The sequence below is a fragment of the Mycolicibacterium vulneris genome (genome assembly GCF_002104765.1).
Lineage (GTDB): Bacteria > Actinomycetota > Actinomycetes > Mycobacteriales > Mycobacteriaceae > Mycobacterium > Mycobacterium vulneris.
Genome location: NZ_NCXM01000001.1, coordinates 176,391 through 195,348, shown reverse-complemented (window position 1 = coordinate 195,348; position 18,958 = coordinate 176,391). Strand labels below are relative to the sequence as shown.

The window sequence follows — 18,958 nt, the reverse complement described above, 5'->3', positions numbered from 1 at the left end:
GGAAACGCCACCGCGGAAATCCGCGGTGGCGTTGACCTTTGAAGAGGCCGACTACTTGACCATCGTGAACTGGCAGACGTTGGTGTAGCCGTCGCGGAACAGGTCGGAGCAGCCCCGCAAGTACTTCAAGTAGATGTCGTAGGTCTCCTGCCCCTTGAGGGCGATCGCCTCGTCCTTGTGCGCCTCGAGGGCATCCCCCCAAGCGGTCAACGTCGGAACATAGTTCTTGCCGATGAAGTGGTGGCGTTCGATCTTGAAACCCGCGTCGGTTGAGTACTTATCGACCAGGTCGACCTGGGGCAACTTCCCGCCGGGGTAGATCTCCTTCAAGATGAAACTGATGAACCGCAGCAGGGTCATGTTCACCTGCAAGCCCATCGCTCTGCCCTCCTCGGCGGTGGGCACCACGATGGTGTGCAGCAGCATCCGGCCATCGTCGGGCAGCAGGTCGTAGTACTTTTTGAAGAAGGTGGCGTAACGCTCGTATCCGGCGTCACCGGCGCCGTCGGCGAAGTGCTCGAAGGCGCCCAGTGACACGATGCGGTCGATCGGTTCGTCGCCGGGGAATTCCTCCCAGCCCTGGATCCGCACCTCCTTGCGGCGGGGGCTGTCCATCTTTTCGAATTCCGCCACGCAGTGGGCGTGCTGGTTCTCGCTGAGCGTCAGACCGATGACGTTGACGTCGTACTCGGCGACGGCATGCCGCATGGTCGAGCCCCAGCCGCTGCCGATGTCCAGCAGCGTCATGCCGGGCTCGAGGTTCAGCTTGTCCAGCGCGAGCTTGCGCTTCGCGTACTGCGCCTCTTCCAGCGTCTTGGTCAGATTCTGCGGGTCCGGGTTTTCGTCGAAGTAACCGCAGCTGTAAGTCATCGACGGGTCAAGCCAGAGCTTGAAGAACTCGTTCGATTTGTCGTAGTGCGACCGGACCTTCTCGACCGGCGGCTTCAGTTGCGTGCTTCCCGTGTCCCCGTGTGCAGACATTTACTGCGCCCCTAACTTCCCAGCGGATATGGATGCCACTGCCGCGGCGGTAGCTTCGACGTCCTCTTGGTTTGAAGACTCTCCCAGCATCGTGACGACACTCGTGACGATCGGCTTTCCATCGGCGTCGGTCACTTCGCTGCGGATCTCCGCCAGCACGGTGCCGTGGGACTCAATCACCGAGTCGAGATAGGTGTCGAAGTACAGCCTATCGTGGGCCAGGATCGGCCGGTGGAACTTGAATTTCTGATCGCGGTGGATGACCCGAGCGATGTTGATCGGAATGCTGAACTTGGTGAAAATTTCCAGCTGCACTCGGCGCCCGGCGATCGCGAGGAACGTCAGCGGCGCCACCATGTCCGTGTACCCGGCATTTTCGGATTCACTCTCGTCGAAGTGGGCCGGGTGGTCGTCCTTGATCGCCAGCGCGAACTCACGAATCTTCTCGCGACCGACCTCGAAGTAGTCCGGTGCGCGGTAATGGCTGCCGATGAGTCCTTCGGCTTCCTTGGGGACTGTCATGGCGTATGCCCTCCGCTCGATTATGTCTGCGCGGCGCAGCCTATCAGCGTGATTGCCGCCGAGAGGCCAGCGCAGCAAGGGCGCCACCGGCCGCGCCCAGCGCCAACGCCGACGGCACCCCGATCCGGGCCGCTTTGCGAGCGGTGCGGAAATCGCGAATCTCCCAGCCGCGCTCGCGGGCCAGGGCGCGCAGGCGGGCGTCGGGATTGATGGCGACGGCCGTGCCCACCAGCGACAGCATGGGGACGTCGTTGAAGCTGTCCGAGTATGCGGTGCAGCGTTTCAGGTTGAGCCCCTCGCGAATCGCCAGCGATCGCACCGCGTGCGCCTTGCCGGTGCCGTGCAGGATGTCGCCGACCAGCCTGCCGGTGAAGACGCCGTCGACCGATTCCGCGACCGTGCCCAGCGCGCCGGTCAGGCCGAGCCGCCGCGCGATGGTCGCGGCGAGCTCGTAGGGCGTGGCGGTGATCAGCCACACCTGCTGGCCGGCGTCCAGATGCATCTGCGTGAGCTCGCGGGTGCCGGGCCAGATCTTGTCGGCAATGATCTCGTCGTAGATCTCCTCGCCCAGTGCGACCAGTTGTTCGACCGATCGACCCTCGATGAACGCGAGCGCCTTGCGCCGGCCAGCGGCCACGTCGTTGCTGTTTTCCGTCCCGAGAATCTGGAACTTGGCCTGCGCGTAGATGAATCCGACCACATCGCGATAGGTGAAGTAGTTGCGTGTGGCCAGTCCGCGTCCGAAATGCACCGCCGACGAGCCCTGCACGAGCGTGTTGTCCACGTCGAAGAAGGCGGCCGCGGTCAGGTCGATGGGGGGCTGCGGGCGATCTTCCGAGGCGGCGGCTTCCTGCATGCCCTCGATCGCGCGGGCGGCGCTGGCGTTCGCGGCCAGCGCCTCCAAGTCAACCCAACCGGTGTGGTCTGCGTTGACCGGGTCTGAGGAAGTCATCGCCTAACCTCCTGATCGCTGTGCTGCCTGGCGACCCAGTGGGTGCCCGATCTCCAACCCTATCGGGCAGATGGCGTGGGGGCGCTGACGTGTCCCGGGCTGGTGGAGCGGGCTGCCGGCGTCACGCTCGACGCTTATGCTTCGCCCGCTTCGCCAGCGGTCAATGATTCACGATCGAAGATCACCCAGTCGTCCGCGTTGTTGACGATCTGGACACCGTCGAGCTGAGTTGTGGTTCTAATCATATTTTTGAGCGCCTCCCACTGCATGCCCCCGTACCTGATCCCCGGACGCGATCGCGTGGTGTACGCGCGTATCACGCGGGGCATGTGTCGAACGGCGAAAGTCTTCATGACCGGTTGCTCGTCTTCGCTTTGCCCCTTCGCCAATTCGATAAATAATTCACGGCCTCGAAGCGCAGATCCGATCGGCGGCGAAAGTTCTTCAGGGGGCGTGTCGACAGCACGTGTTATTAGGTCCTCAAGAATTTTTTCGTTATCCATTGAAATCTCAGAAGGGTCATTTATGCGAGTGTCTCGGTCCTGTGGATCGTTTATAATTGCAGATATTTGTTGTTTGTTGAGTGCTACCCACTGGGATGTTCTATTGCAGACGATCACCCAGTCGAGCTCGGGCATGGAGAGCGCGGCGGCAAGCGTATCTTCAAAAGCGCCACCTGCAAATGTTTTCGGCAGATCTGGATGGTCTTTCGAGGTGTAGAGCATCATGGCGTTGGTCCCGTCTGGCAGTCGGAGCAACGGGGTTGCATTCACCTGTTTCCCCTCGTGTTCGACGGTTGTTCGAGGGAAGAACAGTTCGACAGCACGAAGCGCCGAGAAAAGCCGCTGATCGGCCTCCGCTGACTTTTGTTCTGCAGCGAAATCGATCAGCTCATCAATTTCAAAATTGTGCGGTGCTGTCAAGGTTCAGACCTCTCGTACGGTGTGAACTTATCGTTAAATTTATCATATATTCCAGTCACGTGGTACACCTTGCCCGTCGGAGAAGTCGGATCGAATGTGCATACAGCGAGATCAACAAGGCCCATGTTTTCATGTATAAGTTTACTAATAAGCGTAGGGCTTGTAACAGTCTGTGGTGAACCTAAAATATCCAATCCATCCGGAGGGTAAATTGTGTAATCCGGGATAAGCTCACCGGTTCGAAAAGTCTCCGAATAAACCCCAGACGTGTCACCGCCGGTCTCGATAAGGTTGCCGAGCGAGTCAGTAATAGTCGAGCCATGTTCGGCGAAGGTCGTGATACTCGAGCCGCTCGGCACGGTAAAGAAGCCGTTCTCGGGGTCATAACTCCCGTGGCCGCTTATCGTGTGCCTCTCGCCTTGCAGGATGTCGTCGTACGGAATCGCTTGATCGAGCGATTCGCCTGGTTGATGGCCGTCCTGTCCCGCTGGTGGGGTATCGCCGGGCGGCGCCTCCCGCGGGGTCTCCTTGGGAACAGGGTCCGACGGCGGAACCCCGTCGCCGTCGCTCGGGGGATGGTGACCATTGCCGTCGCCGGGAGGGTAGGGGCCCCCGCCGTGCGGCGCATCTCCGGGATGGGCGGGCGGTTCACCGCCGTGGGGAACCTCTCCCAGGCTGGGAGGCGCTTCGGAGGGAATCCCGCCACCGGCGTGGGGAGCCGGAGGTTCAACGGGAGACGCCGGCGCGTGGGCGGGGACGGGCTCGGGCGGTTTCGAATGGGGGAGCGGTGTGTCTCCGGGAGGCGCTGGCACCGGCGCCCTACCGCCAGGCTCGGCAGGAGCCGCGGCCGGCTTGGGCGGCTCCGCGGCGGGGGGTTTCTCGACGGGTGGTGGCTTGGATTCCGTTGGGCTGTGCGGCAGCGGACCGTCGGCCGGGCCCGGCGCAGGCTTGCCCGACGGGCCTGGCTTGCCCGCGGGTGCGGGCGCCGGTTGGCCCGATTCCGGCGGCTTGGGGGCGGCCGGCGGTGCTTCCACCGGAGGCTTGACCGACGGAGGCTTGGGGAATTCTGGCGGCTTCTTCAAACCTTTGAGAGCGTCGGCAGCACCGTGCCCGACCTTTCCCAGCTTGGAGAGCGGCCCTCCGGGCAGCGCCAGGGTTGCCACGTCGAAGATGGATTTTCCGAGGGCTTCGGCGGGGTTTTTGCCCCACTCGTCCCAGTGGGTGCCGTCTTTACCCAGCGCTTTCCACGAATCGGCGACTCCGGGCCCTCCGTCGGGCCCCAAGCCGACGAGCGTCCCGGCCCCGGTGACCATGCCGCTCATGGTCTCGCCGTAACCCTTCGGGTCGAGCACGGCGTGGAATTGGCTGATCTCGTACAGACCTTTGAGGAAATCCCACCCTTCGACGCCAACGCCTTTGAACGTCTGGCCCACCTGATTGAGCGCCTTGCCCACAGGGGTGCCGTGCAAGAAGTGGTCCCACTCTTTATCCGCCCAGTGCGCCATATCCTTTGCGGCGGTGGCGGCTTCGGACATGGTGGCCGTGATTTGGCCCCCGAGCGTTTCGGCTTCTTGGGCGAAGTTGTCGACCACCGTTTTAATGTCGTCGGCGATCCTTTTGATCTCGTCTTCGTCTTCGTCGGTCAGCAGGTCCCAGACCTCTTTAATCCCGGTCAGCGGATCGCAGATGCGCGACAACAGATCCAGGATCGCCGCGTGGACCTTGTCGATCTTGGTTGCGTAGGCATTGAGTTGCGCGGCGATCGTCTGGCACTGCCGCGCAACGCCGGTGGTGGCGCCGGTCGCATCAGCCAACGCTTTGTTGATCGCCACGGCCTCGGGAATCTGCTGCGCCGAAATGGCAGCCATCGAGCCGCCGCCCGCCGCGATCTCGGTCGTCATGAAGTTAACGCCTGCGGTCGTCCACGCCGCAGCGGCGGCACGCAGCTTCGCCGAGTCGCCAGTGGGCCAAATCATTCCGATATACGGCGCGACCCATCCCCAGCCCGCCGGGGCGCCGCTGCCTTCACCCACCGCCGACGGCGGGGCGGCTCCCACAGTCAACGGCCCCGTGACCGGCGGTGTCGGCAGACTCTCGGCCCGCCCCGCGAGATCCGACATCGCCTCGGCCAGCGCATAGTTGTGTGCCGACATCCGCACGCCGTCGCCGATGCTGCACAGCCCATTGCGGGTGCTGGTCATCGCCTCGATCAGGTTGGCCGCCGCGCCGTCGTATGCGCGACCCAACGCCGCGCCAATCGGATCGTCACCGGCCATGCCCGCGCTGCCGGCCAGCGCCGTGGTCAAGGCCGAGATCACCGATCCCAACGAAACACCGGTGGCCAGTAGGGTGCCACCGGCGCGGTCTAGGGCTGTCGGGTCACACGCCAGCGGCGCCATGTATTCACGACCACATACCGAGATTCGTGGACATCGCGCCGGTGTAGTTGCCGTGCGCGGTCGTGGCCACCTTCTCCAGTTGCGCCAGCGCTTCGCGCATCATCGCCTCGCCGCGCACCCAGTGTTGATGCGCCTCGGCGTGAGCCGCTGCGGCATCACCCGTCCACGATGTGTGCAAACGCATTACGCGAGAATCGATTTCAGTGATCATGTCTTCGGCATAGCGTTGAAACGCCGCCATCCGCTGCACCGCGTCGGCCAACGCCTGTGGGTCGACCCGAAACGCTTCAGCCACCGCGCACCGCCCGCTCCGCCTCGGCTGACGCGGCCTCGTTGCTTTGATACGCCCCGCCGGCCTGGCCCACCAGATGTGCCAGCATCGACAACCCGAGCTCGACCTCGCGGGCGCCCCGGTGCCACAGCTCCCACGCCGACCCGTACGCCGTGCCCGCCGCACCCTGCCAACCACCCAGCATCTGGCCCACCTGATCGTCGAGCTGGGAAAGCTGGGCCGAAAGCTGCTCGGCCGCACCGCTGAGCGAGACGGCAGCGCCCTGCATCACGATGGGATCGACCCGCAGCGTTTCGTCGGCCATAGTTCGGAACATAACGCCTGGTAGATGGCCCCACAAGTCACCGATGACACACTGGTGCCCATGACTGACGCGACCGGCCGGCGGCAGGTGAAGCTGTTGACCCGCGACGGGTGCACCATCTGCGAGCGCGTCCATGCCCGGTTGGTCGAATTGGCCGGTGAGTTGGGCTTCGAGTTGTCGATGACCGACGTCGACGCGGCGGCCGCGGCGGGCAATACCGCGCTGCGGGCCGAGTTCGGCGACCGGTTGCCGGTGATCCTGCTCGACGGCAGCGAACACAGCTACTGGGAAATCGATGAGCCCCGACTGCGGGCCGATCTCGGCGGCTGACCCGTCGCGCGCCGCCAGGTCGGCCAGCGCGGGGCAATTATTTGGTAGCCCAGCTGATAAACGTTTACCGTGGACAGCAGTTCAGTTACTGGAGGAAGCAAGGGAGCTGGCCAGGTGATGCTGCCGTGAGCGTCTTGCTCTTCGGGGTTTCGCACCGTAGTGCGCCGGTCTCCGTCCTGGAACAACTCAGCATCGACGAGGCCGATCAGGGCAAGATCGTCGACCGGGTGTTGCAGTCGCCGCTGGTGACCGAGGCCATGGTGCTCTCCACATGCAACCGGGTCGAGGTCTACGCCGTGGTGGACGCGTTCCACGGCGGATTAGCGGTGATCGGGCAGGTGCTGTCGGAACAGTCCGGCATGTCGATGGCCGACCTCACCAAGTACGCGTACGTCCGGTACAGCGAGGCCGCGGTCGAGCACCTCTTCGCGGTCGCCAGCGGGCTGGATTCCGCGGTGATCGGCGAGCAGCAGGTGCTCGGGCAGGTGCGTCGCGCCTATGCCAGCGCCGAGACCAACCGCACCGTCGGCCGGATTCTGCACGAACTGGCCCAGCGGGCCCTGTCGGTGGGCAAGCGGGTGCATTCCGAAACCGCCATCGACGCCGCCGGCGCCTCGGTGGTGTCCGTCGCCCTGAACATGGCCGAGCGCCGCCTCGATGAGTTGTCGGGCAAAACCGCCGTCCTGGTCGGCGCCGGCGCGATGGGCGCCCTGGCCGCGGCGCACCTTTCTCGTGCCGGCATCGGGCAGGTCCACGTGGTCAACCGGTCGCTGTCCCGGGGCCAGCGCCTGGTCCGCAAGATCCGCGACACCGGCGTGCGGGCCGATGCCGTGCCCCTGGAACGCCTGGCCGACACCCTGGCGGGCGCCGACGTCGTCGTCAGCTGTACCGGCGCGGTGACCCCGGTGGTCTCGCTGGCCGATGTGCACCACGCGCTGGCCGCCGCGCACCGCGACGAAGAGGCGAATCCACTGGTGATCTGCGACCTGGGCATGCCGCGCGACGTCGACCCGGCGGTGGCCGGTCTGCCCGGCGTCTGGGTCGTCGATGTGGACCGCGTGCAGCACGAGCCCTCGGCTCATGCCGCGGCCGCGGACGTCGACGCCGCGCGCACCATCGTCGCCACCGAAGTTGCTGCCTATCTGGCCGGACAGCGGATGGCCGAAGTCACGCCGACGGTCACCGCGCTGCGCCAGCGCGCCGCCGATGTTGTCGAGGCGGAACTGCTGCGCCTCGACAACCGGCTGCCCGGGCTCGAGAGCGCCCAGCGCGAAGAGGTGGCCCGCACCGTGCGACGGGTGGTGGACAAGCTGCTGCACGCGCCGACCGTGCGGATCAAACAGCTGGCCAGCGCGCCCGGCGGCGACAGCTACGCCGAGGCGTTGCGCGAACTCTTCGAACTCGATCAGACGGCCGTCGATGCCGTGGCCGCGGGCGAATTGCCGGTCATTGCAAACGGATTCGACGCGGGCACCCCGCAGCAGACCGCCGAGTAGGCGATTGGCGAACGTGATCCGGATAGGAACCCGGGGCAGCCTGCTGGCCACCACCCAGGCCGGGGTCGTCAGAGACGCTTTGATCGCGCTGGGACACCCGGCGGAGCTGGTGACCATCAGCACGGAGGGGGACCGCTCGTCGGCGCCAATCGAGTCGCTCGGGGTGGGTGTCTTCACCACCGCACTGCGCGAGGCCATGGAGGAGGGCCGTGTCGACGCCGCGGTGCACTCCCACAAGGACCTGCCCACCGCCGACGACCCGAGGTTTGCTGTGGCAGCCATACCGCTGCGCAACGATCCGCGCGACGCGGTGGTCGCGCGCGATGGACTGGTGCTCGCGGAGTTGCCGGCCGGTTCGCTGGTGGGCACTTCGTCGCCGCGGCGGGCCGCGCAGCTTAGAGCATTGGGTCTCGGTTTGGAAATCCGCCCCCTACGAGGCAACCTAGATACCAGGTTGAACAAGGTAAGCAGTGGTGATCTCGACGCGATCGTGGTAGCCCGGGCGGGACTCGCCCGGATCGGTCGCCTCGACGATGTCACCGAGACGCTAGAGCCGGTGCAAATGTTGCCAGCACCGGCTCAGGGCGCGCTCGCCGTCGAATGCCGTGCCGGTGACAACCGGTTAGCGGCAGTGCTGGCGGAACTGGACGACGCCGATACGCGTGCGTCGGTCACCGCGGAGCGAGCCCTGCTGGCCGAACTGGAGGCCGGTTGCTCCGCACCGGTGGGCGCGATCGCCGAAGTGGTCGAGTCCATCGACGAGGAAGGCCGGATCTTCGAAGAGCTGTCGCTGCGCGGTTGCGTGGCGGCGCTGGACGGGTCCGACGTGATCCGCGCGTCCGGTATCGGCAGTCCCGGTCGGGCACGAGAGCTTGGGCTTTCGGTGGCCGCGGAGCTGTTCGAGCTGGGCGCTCGAGAGCTGATGAGCGAAGCGCGGCAAGACCCCGCGCGAGGAAATTAAATGCGAATTACCTGGGAGCGACAATGACGACGCGAGGGCGTAAGCCGACACCCGGCCGCATCACGTACGTGGGCTCCGGCCCGGGTGACCCGGGACTGCTGACGACCCGGGCCGCGACGGTGCTGGCGAACGCGGCTTTGGTGTTCACCGACCCTGACGTGCCTGAGCCGGTGCTGGCCCTGATCGGCAAAGACCTGCCACCGGTCTCCGGCCCGGCCCCGGCCGAGCCGGCCGCCACCAACGGCGACGGCGGTTCCGACCAGGGCAAGGCGCAGCCGGCGGTGATCTCCGGCGGTCCCGATATCCGCCCGGCGCTGGGTGACCCCGCCGAGGTGGCCAAGACACTGACCACCGAGGCGCGGACGGGCGTCGACGTGGTGCGGCTGGTGGCCGGCGACCCGCTGACGGTCGACGCGGTCATCACCGAGGTCAACGCCGTCGCGCGGAGCCACCTGCACATCGAGATCGTGCCCGGGCTGGCTCCCAGCGATGCCGTCCCGACGTATGCGGGGCTGCCGCTGGGCTCCTCGCACACGGTCGCCGACGTGCGCGGCGACGTCGACTGGGAGGCGCTGGCCGCCGCGCCCGGCCCGCTGATTCTGCAGGCCACGTCGTCGCATCTGGCCGACGCGGCGCGCACCCTGATCGAGCACGAGCTCGCCGAGAACACCCCTTGCGTGGTGACCGCGCAGGGCACCACCTGTCAGCAGCGTTCCGTCGAGACCACACTGCACGGGTTGACCGACTCGGCGGTGCTCGGCGCTACCGACCCCGCCGGCCCGTTGACCGGTCCGCTGGTGGTGACCATCGGCAAGACAGTGGCCAGCCGGGCGAAGCTGAACTGGTGGGAGAACCGCGCGCTGTACGGCTGGACCGTGCTGGTGCCCCGCACCAAGGACCAGGCCGGCGAGATGAGCGAGCGGCTGACCTCCTACGGCGCGCTGCCGATCGAGGTGCCGACCATCGCGGTCGAGCCGCCGCGCAGCCCCGCCCAGATGGAAAGGGCCGTCAAGGGTTTGGTCGACGGCCGCTTCCAGTGGGTGGTGTTCACCTCCACCAACGCGGTGCGCGCGGTGTGGGAGAAGTTCGGCGAGTTCGGTCTGGACGCGCGCGCGTTCTCCGGAGTGAAGATCGCGTGTGTGGGCGAGTCGACCGCCGACCGGGTCCGGGCGTTCGGGATCAGCCCCGAACTGGTGCCGGCCGGCGAGCAGTCCTCGCTGGGTCTGCTCGACGACTTCCCGGACTACGACAGCATTTTCGACCCGGTCAACCGGGTGCTGCTGCCGCGCGCCGACATCGCCACCGAGACGCTGGCCGAGGGCCTGCGCGAACGTGGTTGGGAGATCGAGGATGTCACCGCCTACCGGACGGTGCGGGCCGCCCCGCCGCCGGCCGAGACGCGGGAGATGATCAAGACCGGTGGGTTCGACGCGGTGTGCTTCACCTCCAGCTCCACGGTGCGAAACCTGGTCGGCATCGCCGGCAAGCCGCACGCTCGGACGATCATCGCCTGCATCGGTCCCAAGACCGCGGAGACCGCGGCCGAATTCGGTTTGCGGGTGGATGTCCAGCCCGAGACCGCCGCGGTTGGCCCGCTGGTCGACGCGCTGGCCGAACACGCCGCGCGGTTGCGCGCCGAGGGTGCGCTGCCGCCGCCGCGCAAAAAGAGCCGCAGGCGCTAGTGGTCTACCCGCGGCACCGTCCGCGCCGGCTTCGCACCACCCCGGCTTTACGCCGTTTGGTGGCCCAAACGTCCTTGGAACCAAGGCATTTGGTGTTGCCGATGTTCGTCGCCGACGGCATCGACGAACCGCGGCCGATCACGTCCATGCCGGGCGTGGTGCAGCACACCCGTGATTCGTTGCGCAGCGCGGCCGCCAGTGCCGTCGCCGTGGGCGTGGGCGGACTGATGCTGTTCGGTGTGCCCCGTGATGAGGACAAGGACTCGATCGGGTCGGCCGGGACCGACCCCGATGGCATCCTCAATGTCGCGCTGCGGGACTTGGCCAAGGACCTCGGCGAGGCCACCGTGTTGATGGCCGACACCTGCCTGGACGAGTTCACCGACCACGGACACTGCGGCGTCCTCGATGACCGGGGACGGGTCGACAATGACGCCACCGTGGCCCGGTATGTGGATCTGGCTGTGGCGCAAGCTGAATCGGGCGCCCACGTGGTGGGGCCGAGCGGCATGATGGACGGACAGGTGGGCGCGATCCGCGACGGGTTGGACGCCGCGGGCTTCACCGACGTGGCGATTCTTGCCTACGCCGCCAAGTTCGCCTCGGTCTTCTACGGCCCGTTTCGTGAGGCGGTCGGTTCCAGCCTCTCCGGAGACCGGCGCACCTATCAGCAGGAGGCGGGCAACGCCCGCGAGGCGCTGCGCGAGATCGAGCTCGACCTGGACGAAGGCGCCGACATCGTGATGATCAAGCCGGCGATGAGTTACCTCGACGTGGTCGCGGCCGCGGCGGACGTGTCGCCCGTTCCGGTCGCCGCGTATCAGGTGTCGGGAGAGTACGCGATGATTTGCGCTGCAGCCGCGAACAATTGGATCGACGAGCGCGCCGCGGCGCTGGAGTCGCTGACCAGCATCCGGCGCGCCGGAGCCGATATCGTCCTCACCTATTGGGCCGCGGATGCGGCAGGGTGGCTCTCGTGAGATGGGGCCTGCGATGACTACCGACCGCGACACCGAACCCAAGCGGTTGTTCTACGAACCCGGCGCCAGCTGGTGGTGGCTGGCGTGCGGCCCGGCCGCGGCGGTGGCGATGGTGCTGATCGAGATCTGGAGCGGTGCCCCCGTGTCGCTGGTGGTGCCCGCGATCTTCCTGGTGCTCGTATCGGCGTTCCTCGGGATACAGGTGAAGGCCGCACGCATCCACGTCTCGGTCGAACTCACCGAGGAAGCCCTGCGCCAGGGCGCCGAAACAATCCTGGTCCGCGAAATCCTCAAGGTGTATCCCGAGCCCGAGAATCACGAAGCCTCCGGAAAAGACCTGGCGCGGTGGCAGTCGTCGCGGGCGCTCGGCGAACTGGTCGGCGTGCCGCGTAAGCGCGTCGGCATCGGTCTCAAGCTCACCGGCCGGCGCACGGCCCAGGCGTGGGCGCGTCGCCATCGTCAGCTGCGCGCCGCTCTGACCCCACTGGTCCAGGAGCGGGTGGAGCCCACCGGATCGATCGACGGGGACTGGGACGACGACGCCGGGACGGCACAATGAACACCCGCTTCCGCGCGCTGCTCGAGCTCGGCCTGGCCTGCCTTGCGCTGGTGTGCTCGGGGCTGACCTGGTGGCACTCGCATCACACGGTGATCGTGGCACCGATCGCCGACGGGCAGCCCTCCACCACGTCGCTGTTGTACGACCCGCAGCTGCTGCTGCTGACGCTGGTGCTGCTGACGAGCGCCGGGGTCCTGGCGATCGTCGGAACTGCCAGGCTGCGACGCGCGCGCTCGCGCGCTAAGGCGTCTTCCTGACGAACGGTAACGCCATCCGGCGGCGCAGGACGATGGCGTCGGCCCGATCCTGCAGCGCCTCGTGAACCGAGCGCATGATCGGAAAACTAGCGTCATGACCGGTGTCATCCAGCACCTGGGTCACCGCTGAGCTGGCGACCAGTGTCCAATCCACCCCGGCGGCACGACAATCGTCATCGAACGCGCAGAGCAGCGAGATGCCCGCCTCAGCAAATTCGTTGACATCGGCCACGTCGAGCACCACGGGATTGTCTCCGAGCGTGAAGCGCGCAATGTGGTCGCGGATGCGATCGACATTTTCCTCGTCGATTTCGCCGCGAATGTGCACCACTGTAGCCAGGTGGCGGTGGTGCGCCCGGACCTGTGCGCCGTCGAAGGCAAACACGCAGTTGTCGTGGCCAGCTCGGCCGCCTGCGACCGTCATGAGGAACCCTCACTCTCCGCGGCGTTCGCGCCGCCTTCGGGGGGCGCCGCCACGCTCACCAAAGGATGGTCATGACGTTAGGCCGCAAGCCTAAGGAGACCGGAAGCCGTGTCTAACGCTTTGCTAAGAAGCTATTAAGGGCGTATCGCTAATCGGCGGTCGAGCAAACGCCCAGCGGGCTTTCGGGTCATACGATTACCCCGGAAGTCGGTATGCCACACCACAACCGTCCACGCATGCCGCCGATTGCGCTGCTAGGCTGCCTAGGCTGCCGGTTGGGCTTGTGAAAAGGCGAGATTTGGCGCTCGGCCGAAGTAGCAGCAGGACGAAGCGGCAGGATTCGGACGGGAAGAGCAGCGTGCGGGGCGGAGAGATCAAGGGCGAGATCACCGCCCTGACGGGGCTCCGTATCGTCGCCGCGCTGTGGGTGGTGCTGTTCCACTTCCGGCCGATGCTCGGCGACGTGTCGCCCGACGTCCGCGACGCCCTCGCGCCGGTGCTCAACTGCGGCGCTCAAGGTGTCGACCTCTTCTTCATCCTCAGCGGGTTCGTGCTGACGTACAACTATCTCGACCGCATGGGCCGGTCCTGGTCGACCCGCGCGACCCTGCATTTCCTGTGGCTGCGGCTGGCCCGGGTGTGGCCGGTGTACCTGGTCACCCTGCACCTCGCCGCCCTGTGGGTGATCTTCACCCTGCACGTCGGTCATGTGCCGTCGCCGGACGCCGCTTCGCTCACCGCGATCAGCTACGTGCGCCAGATCCTGTTGGTGCAGTTGTGGTTTGTGCCGTTCTTTGACGACTCGAGTTGGGACGGGCCGGCCTGGTCGATCAGTGCGGAATGGCTGGCCTATGTGCTTTTCGCCGTCCTGGTGCTGGTCCTGTTACGGATGAAACAGGCGACCAGGGCGCGCAGCCTCATGGTCCTGGCCTTCGCGGCATCGCTGCCGCCCGTGGTGATGCTGCTCGCCAGCGGCCACTTCTACACGCCGTGGAGCTGGTTGCCCCGCATTGTCACGCAATTCACAGCGGGCGCGCTGGCCTGTGCCGCGGTGCGCAGGCTCCGGCTGAGCGATCGTGGCCGCCGCGTCGCCGGATACGTCTCCCTGTTGCTCCTGGCCGGTATGGTCGGCGTGCTGTATTGGTTTGGCGCGCACCCGATATCGGGTGTGGTGGAGAACGACAGCGGCGGCGTCGTCGACGTGTTGTTCGTGCCGCTGGTGATATCGCTGGCCATCGGGCTCGGCAGCCTGCCACGGGTGTTGTCGGCGCGGGTGATGGTATACGGCGGCAAGATCTCGTTCTGCCTGTACATGGTGCATGAGCTGGTGCACACCGCCTGGGGCTGGGCCGTGGAGCAATTCGAGCTGCCGACCCTGGACAACCCGTGGAAATGGAACGTCATCGGCCTGCTCGCGGTTGCCCTGGCCTTTTCGGTGCTGCTGTATCACGGTGTCGAAGAGCCGGCCCGCCGTTGGATGCGCAGGATGGTCGACGTCAGGGCCGTCAGCGCGCGAAGCGATCCCGGCGATTCAAACAGTAAGCTGCATCCGATCGACCGTCCGCTGGAAGCGGTTTCGGCCCGCGCGGTGTGATGGCCGCCTCAGCGGCCGGCCGCGACTCACGGGGAATACTTGATGAGGACGCGGCGGCACCCGACGATGCCGTTGACAGTGGAGGTGAGAGTGAGTCGTCTGGCCACCTTTCTCATTGGGTTGAGTTTTCTGGCGGGCGTAGGTATCGCATACCCGGCGCAGGTGCGCACCTACGAGACACTGACGCTCGACTTCCGGTTGAATCATGTCGCAGTGGTGGGGGATTCGTATACCACCGGAACCAATGAGGGTGGCCTGGGATCCAGATCGTGGCCGGTGCGCGCCTGGCAGGTGCTCGGTTCGCGGGGTTCGCGGATTTCGGGCAGCGTGGCGGCCGAAGGCAGAGCCGGTTATGCCACGCCCGGTGACCACGGCAGTATCTTCGAGGACCTGACCGCCAGGGCGGTCCAGCCCGACGATGCGCTGGTGGTGTTCTTCGGCTCCCGCAACGACCAGGGCGTCGATCCCGCGACCCTGACAGTAAAGACCAACGCCGCTTTGGATGTGGCGCGCCAGCTCGCGCCGGCGGCGCGGTTGCTGGTGATCGGACCGCCATGGCCGACCGCCGATGTGCCGCCGTCGATGTTTATGATTCGCGACGTCCTCGCCGGCGCTGCCGGGGCCGCGGGGGCGACGTTCATCGACCCGATCGCCGAACACTGGTTCGTCGGCCGCCCCGACCTGATCGGTGCCGACGGGGTGCATCCGAATGACGCGGGGCATCAATATATGGCTGACAAGATCGCGCCGCTCATCCGCACGCAGCTGTCGACCTGACTCAGCTGTGGCGGGCGGCTTCCCGGGCGAGCCGAACCCGTGATGACACAGCGAGTTTGGCGTAGACGTGGGTCAAATGGGTCTGCACGGTGCGCGGCGAGACGAACAGCCGCGTCGCGATGTCCTTATTGGGCAACCCCTCACTGACGAGCCGAACGACCTCGAGTTCGGTAGGCGTGAGCGATTCCCATCCGCTGGCCGGGCGCCCGCGCGCACCGCGGCCTCGCCGCGCGTAGCCGATGGCCTCTTCGGTGGACAGTGCCATGCCTTCGGACCATGCGGCGTCGAAGGCATCGTGGCCCAACGCTTCTCGGGCCTTTTCCAACGACTCGTCATGGGCGGCTTGAAAGGCCGTGAACCGGACCTTGCCGTAGTGCCGCCGCATGCGCTCGGCCGCACCCATCAGACGCGCGGCATGTTCGGGATTGGTTTCGCCGGCGATCGCGGCGAGGCATTCGAAGGCCTCGGGCAGGTGCAGATGCCCGCCGGTGTGTTCGGCGACGGCGACCGCCTCGTGCAGGTCGCATTCGGCCTGCTGGGGTTCGCCCTGGGCGACGGCAACTCTGGCGCGCGCGGTGAGCGCCGCCACCTGATGGGAACCCGGAACGGCCGCGACGGAGTCGTCGGCCCAGCGCCGCGCACCGAGCACATCGCCGCACGCCAGTGCCGCCTCGGCCATCGGCAGGACGCTTCGCACGAAGAGTTCCTTGAGTGGGGACGTGTACCGCCAGGCCGCCTCGCACGCCTCCTTGGCGGCCGCGGCGTTGCCCTGCGCGAGTTCGGCGTTGGCCACCGCAACGTAAGCGGTGTCCTCATGGAAACCGCCCATTGCAGAGCCGATTTCGAGGGCGGCTTGGCCGGCGGCGCGGGCCGCCCCGGCATAGCCGCCGAACGCGAGCGCTTGTGCGACGGTCATCAGCCCGAATGCCTCCATCGAGTGATCGCCGGCGGCTCGCGCTTCCTCGATCAGCGCCTGGGCCACCGCGCGGCCCTCCGCCAGGCTGCCCCGTAACACCAGCGAACCGCTCAGAAACGTTCGGCTGTATCGGGACATAAAGCTGTCGCCGAGCGCGTCGGCGGTGTCTCGCCCCTCCACACCGGCAGCAACGGACGCGGCGGTGTCGCCGGCGACGCTCGCGATGAAGCACTGGTAGCTGCGCACGTGGTACAGCGCGACGGGATCGCCCGCGGCGCGGGCTAATTCAACCGCCTCGTTGATGTACGGACCGGCCAACTCCGGGGTGCTGATGGCGAGCATGCCGCAGGCCGTCAGTGCCTGGACGACGAGTGCGTGATCGTCGAGGCGGCGCGCGGCGGCGAGGGCTTCCTCCGCTCGTTCCCGACTGCTTGGGACCGAGCACCACACCGCAAGCAGCACACGCTCGGCCACCGCACGTATCCACACCTGCGGAGCGACGTCCTCATCACGGTATCGCTCGTCGGTGAGCACGGCGTCGAACCCGGCCACGCCTTCGCGAAAACGCCCGCGTGTCACCCACAGTCGCCGTAACGCCGACACCAGCCGCAACGCCGAATCGAAATCGGCGGCGTCGCAACTCCACGCATGCGCCGCCCGCAGGTTGTCCATCTCGACCTCGGCCCAGGGGACCACCGGTGTCCCGTCGCCGCCCGTCCGGGATTCCAGCGTCACCGCGGCGGCGGTGTAGTGGTCCCGATGACGGGTCCACACCTGCTCGGCTTCACCCGACTCGGCCAGCTTCTCCAGGCCGTACTGGCGGACGGTCTCCAGCAGTCGGTACCGCATTGTGCCGTCGATTTCGTCGGTGACGACCAGTGACTTGTCGACGAGCAGCCCGAGGAGATCGATGAGCTGAAAGTGCTCCGCATCGGTGTCGGCGCCCACGGCGTGCGCGGCGTCCAGGTCGAAACCGCCCATGAATACCGCGAGCCGGCGAAACAGAACGCGTTCCGGCTCGGTGAGCATGGCGTGCGACCAGTCGATGGACGCGCGCAGCGTCTGCTGACGGCGAACCGCGGTGCGCGCGCCCCCGGCCAGCAGGCGGAAGTTGTGGTGCAGGCTGTCGACGATCTGGCTCAGGGACAGCGTGCGGGTCCGGGCCGCGGCGAGCTCGATCGCCAGCGGCATACCGTCGAGTCGCCGGCAGATCTCGGCGACCACGGACGAATTAGCTTCGGTGAGGCGGAAATCCGGCCGTGTGCGTCGCGCGCGGTCGACGAACAGTTCGGCGGCTTCACCGTCCACCGACAGCGACGGCACCCGCCAGGTCAGCTCTCCGGCGATGCCGATCGGCTCCCGGCTGGTGGCCAGCACGGTGACATCGGAACCCGCGTCCAGCAGAGCCACCGTCAGGTCCGCGCTGGCGTCCAGCAGGTGCTCGCAATTGTCGAGGATCAGCAACATCTTTCGGTGATCGACGAACCGGCACAGGGTCTCCATGGTGGAGCGGCCCGGCTGGTCGGTAAGGCCCAGCGTGCGTGCCACGGTGACGGGGACGACGAGCGGGTTGGTGACCGGCGCCAGGTCGACGAACCAGATGCCGCCCGTGAATTCGCCCGTCAATTGGCCGGCGACCCGCACCGCCAACCGTGTCTTTCCCACCCCGCCTGCGCCGGTGAGGGTGACGAATCTGTTCTCTTTCAACAACTGTGCGATGTCGTCGATTTGGTTGCAGCGGCCGATAAAGCTGGTCAACTGGTTCGGAAGATGCGCGCCCGCAACGTCATTGGCGGTGCGCAACGGCGGGAAGTCGTTGTGCAGGCCCGGATGATTGAGTTGTACGACCCGTTCCGGGCGCGGCAGATCCCTCAATCGATGTTCGCCCAGCTCGGTCAGCCACGCCTCGTCCGGTAACCGGTCGATGACCAACGGTTCGGTCGCGCCGGAGAGCACGGTCTGCCCGCCGTGGGCGAGGTCGCGCAGGCGTGCGGTCCGATTGATGGTGGTGCCGGCGTAGTTGCCGGCGTCGCGCAGCTGGATCTCACCGGTGTGCAGACCGATGCGGATCCGGATCGGTGGCCGCACGGTTAGCTGTAGCCGCAGTGCGCAGGCGACGGCGTCGCTGGCGCGGGCGAACGCCGCGACGAAGCTGTCGCCCTCGCCCTGTTCGACGGGCCGCACGCCACCGTGGCCGGCGACCAGGTCGTTGACGGTCCGATTGAGCTGGTCGAGCGCGGTTGTCATGGTCTCGGACTGCGTTTCCCACAGGCGCGTCGAGCCTTCGACGTCGGCGAGCAGCAGCGTCACGGTCCCAGTGGGCAGCTCGCTCACGCTCTGCTCGCTCCATGTCAGCAGTGGCATATCCGCCGGCGGATCAATTTTGATCATGTTAGCCAGCATGGGGGCGCGGCGAGGCGAAAACATCAGCACAATGGCGTACAAACCGGCCGGCGCTGCGCCGACTTACGAAAGCGAAGCTTCTGCCACGACCGGTCTCAGTCGTTGGCGTGCCGCTCGTAGTCCCAGCGCTCCAAGCGGTCCTGCACGTGCAGGAAGGCGATCCCGGCGAAGGGCGCGGCTACTGCGATGCAGACCAGCAACAGCGG

General features: G+C 66.6%; 18 protein-coding genes. 9 read left to right on the top strand and 9 right to left on the bottom strand.

The window, feature by feature from the left end:
• Positions 1-51 precede the first annotated feature (51 nt).
• The 7 genes from B8W69_RS00875 to B8W69_RS00845 all read right to left on the bottom strand — a co-directional run bounded on the left by B8W69_RS00875 (position 52) and on the right by B8W69_RS00845 (position 6,373).
• Positions 52-981, bottom strand: coding sequence for a cyclopropane mycolic acid synthase family methyltransferase (locus B8W69_RS00875; protein WP_085288079.1), 930 nt, complete (start codon positions 979-981; stop codon positions 52-54).
• Positions 982-1,503 carry an FAS1-like dehydratase domain-containing protein gene (locus B8W69_RS00870; protein WP_085288078.1) on the bottom strand — a complete coding sequence of 174 codons (522 nt, stop codon included), beginning with the start codon at positions 1,501-1,503 and terminating at the stop codon, positions 982-984.
• A gap of 43 nt (positions 1,504-1,546) precedes the next feature.
• A complete protein-coding gene (locus B8W69_RS00865) occupies positions 1,547-2,455 on the bottom strand; it encodes an HAD family hydrolase (RefSeq protein ID WP_085288077.1) in 909 nt (302 codons plus the stop codon).
• Between the two features lie 134 nt (positions 2,456-2,589).
• A complete protein-coding gene (locus tag B8W69_RS30235; protein ID WP_133057950.1) occupies positions 2,590-3,378 on the bottom strand; it encodes a hypothetical protein in 789 nt (262 codons plus the stop codon).
• Positions 3,375-5,777 (bottom strand): putative adhesin, encoded by a 2,403-nt coding sequence (locus B8W69_RS00855; protein ID WP_085288075.1) that lies wholly within the window; start codon positions 5,775-5,777, stop codon positions 3,375-3,377. Before B8W69_RS00855 ends, B8W69_RS30235 begins: the two co-directional genes overlap by 4 nt.
• 4 nt (positions 5,778-5,781) lie before the next feature.
• Complete coding sequence (locus B8W69_RS00850) at positions 5,782-6,072, bottom strand: WXG100 family type VII secretion target (protein ID WP_085288074.1); 291 nt, start codon at positions 6,070-6,072, stop codon at positions 5,782-5,784.
• On the bottom strand, positions 6,065-6,373 hold the full coding sequence (locus B8W69_RS00845) for a WXG100 family type VII secretion target (RefSeq protein WP_085288320.1): 309 nt from the start codon (positions 6,371-6,373) through the stop codon (positions 6,065-6,067). Before B8W69_RS00845 ends, B8W69_RS00850 begins: the two co-directional genes overlap by 8 nt.
• Before the next feature lie 60 nt (positions 6,374-6,433).
• Here B8W69_RS00845 and B8W69_RS00840 point away from each other — a divergent pair, with 60 nt between their 5' ends.
• From B8W69_RS00840 to B8W69_RS00810, 7 genes are all read left to right on the top strand, one after another.
• The gene (locus B8W69_RS00840) at positions 6,434-6,703 is read left to right on the top strand and encodes a glutaredoxin family protein (RefSeq protein WP_085288319.1); all 270 of its coding nucleotides are present in this window, start codon (positions 6,434-6,436) and stop codon (positions 6,701-6,703) included.
• A 125-nt stretch (positions 6,704-6,828) separates the two neighbouring features.
• Positions 6,829-8,199 (top strand): glutamyl-tRNA reductase, encoded by a 1,371-nt coding sequence (locus B8W69_RS00835; RefSeq protein WP_085288073.1) that lies wholly within the window; start codon positions 6,829-6,831, stop codon positions 8,197-8,199.
• Between the two features lie 13 nt (positions 8,200-8,212).
• Positions 8,213-9,160: a hydroxymethylbilane synthase gene (gene hemC / locus B8W69_RS00830; protein ID WP_085288317.1), complete on the top strand. Its 948-nt coding sequence runs from the start codon at positions 8,213-8,215 to the stop codon at positions 9,158-9,160.
• Positions 9,161-9,183: 23 nt separating this feature from the next.
• The gene (locus tag B8W69_RS00825) at positions 9,184-10,842 is read left to right on the top strand and encodes a bifunctional uroporphyrinogen-III C-methyltransferase/uroporphyrinogen-III synthase (RefSeq protein WP_085288072.1); all 1,659 of its coding nucleotides are present in this window, start codon (positions 9,184-9,186) and stop codon (positions 10,840-10,842) included.
• The gene (hemB, locus tag B8W69_RS00820; protein WP_085288071.1) at positions 10,842-11,822 is read left to right on the top strand and encodes a porphobilinogen synthase; all 981 of its coding nucleotides are present in this window, start codon (positions 10,842-10,844) and stop codon (positions 11,820-11,822) included. The genes B8W69_RS00825 and hemB overlap by 1 nt, the downstream gene beginning before the upstream one ends.
• A gap of 13 nt (positions 11,823-11,835) precedes the next feature.
• Complete coding sequence (gene mce1N / locus B8W69_RS00815; RefSeq protein ID WP_085288318.1) at positions 11,836-12,381, top strand: transport-regulating membrane protein Mce1N; 546 nt, start codon at positions 11,836-11,838, stop codon at positions 12,379-12,381.
• The gene (locus tag B8W69_RS00810) at positions 12,378-12,638 is read left to right on the top strand and encodes a hypothetical protein (protein WP_085288070.1); all 261 of its coding nucleotides are present in this window, start codon (positions 12,378-12,380) and stop codon (positions 12,636-12,638) included. Before mce1N ends, B8W69_RS00810 begins: the two co-directional genes overlap by 4 nt.
• On the opposite strand, the gene B8W69_RS00805 is transcribed toward B8W69_RS00810, so the two are convergent.
• Entirely contained in the window at positions 12,622-13,062 is a 441-nt protein-coding gene (locus B8W69_RS00805) for an STAS domain-containing protein (RefSeq protein ID WP_085288069.1), read from the bottom strand. The genes B8W69_RS00810 and B8W69_RS00805 overlap by 17 nt on opposite strands.
• Positions 13,063-13,420: 358 nt before the next feature.
• On the opposite strand from B8W69_RS00805, the gene B8W69_RS00800 reads away from it, so the two are divergent.
• A complete protein-coding gene (locus B8W69_RS00800) occupies positions 13,421-14,656 on the top strand; it encodes an acyltransferase family protein (RefSeq protein ID WP_085288068.1) in 1,236 nt (411 codons plus the stop codon).
• Between the two features lie 90 nt (positions 14,657-14,746).
• Positions 14,747-15,433 carry an Rv0518 family GDSL lipase gene (locus B8W69_RS00795; RefSeq protein WP_085288067.1) on the top strand — a complete coding sequence of 229 codons (687 nt, stop codon included), beginning with the start codon at positions 14,747-14,749 and terminating at the stop codon, positions 15,431-15,433.
• Position 15,434: 1 nt separating this feature from the next.
• Here B8W69_RS00795 and B8W69_RS00790 read toward each other — a convergent pair whose 3' ends face one another.
• Positions 15,435-18,752: a helix-turn-helix transcriptional regulator gene (locus tag B8W69_RS00790; protein ID WP_085288066.1), complete on the bottom strand. Its 3,318-nt coding sequence runs from the start codon at positions 18,750-18,752 to the stop codon at positions 15,435-15,437.
• Positions 18,753-18,958: the final 206 nt, after the last annotated feature.

Bases quoted from the DNA above. Each gene is read 5' to 3' on its own strand.
- B8W69_RS00865 (WP_085288077.1), bottom strand. From the start codon at position 2,455: ATGACTTCCTCAGACCCGGTCAACGCAGACCACACCGGTTGGGTTGAC.
- B8W69_RS00845 (WP_085288320.1), bottom strand. From the start codon at position 6,373: ATGGCCGACGAAACGCTGCGGGTCGATCCCATCGTGATGCAGGGCGCT.
- mce1N (WP_085288318.1), top strand. From the start codon at position 11,836: ATGACTACCGACCGCGACACCGAACCCAAGCGGTTGTTCTACGAACCC.
- B8W69_RS00840 (WP_085288319.1), top strand. From the start codon at position 6,434: ATGACTGACGCGACCGGCCGGCGGCAGGTGAAGCTGTTGACCCGCGAC.
- B8W69_RS00875 (WP_085288079.1), bottom strand. From the start codon at position 981: ATGTCTGCACACGGGGACACGGGAAGCACGCAACTGAAGCCGCCGGTC.
- B8W69_RS00855 (WP_085288075.1), bottom strand. From the start codon at position 5,777: ATGGCGCCGCTGGCGTGTGACCCGACAGCCCTAGACCGCGCCGGTGGC.
- B8W69_RS00870 (WP_085288078.1), bottom strand. From the start codon at position 1,503: ATGACAGTCCCCAAGGAAGCCGAAGGACTCATCGGCAGCCATTACCGC.
- B8W69_RS00805 (WP_085288069.1), bottom strand. From the start codon at position 13,062: ATGACGGTCGCAGGCGGCCGAGCTGGCCACGACAACTGCGTGTTTGCC.
- B8W69_RS00810 (WP_085288070.1), top strand. From the start codon at position 12,378: ATGAACACCCGCTTCCGCGCGCTGCTCGAGCTCGGCCTGGCCTGCCTT.
- B8W69_RS00825 (WP_085288072.1), top strand. From the start codon at position 9,184: ATGACGACGCGAGGGCGTAAGCCGACACCCGGCCGCATCACGTACGTG.
- B8W69_RS00790 (WP_085288066.1), bottom strand. From the start codon at position 18,752: ATGCTGGCTAACATGATCAAAATTGATCCGCCGGCGGATATGCCACTG.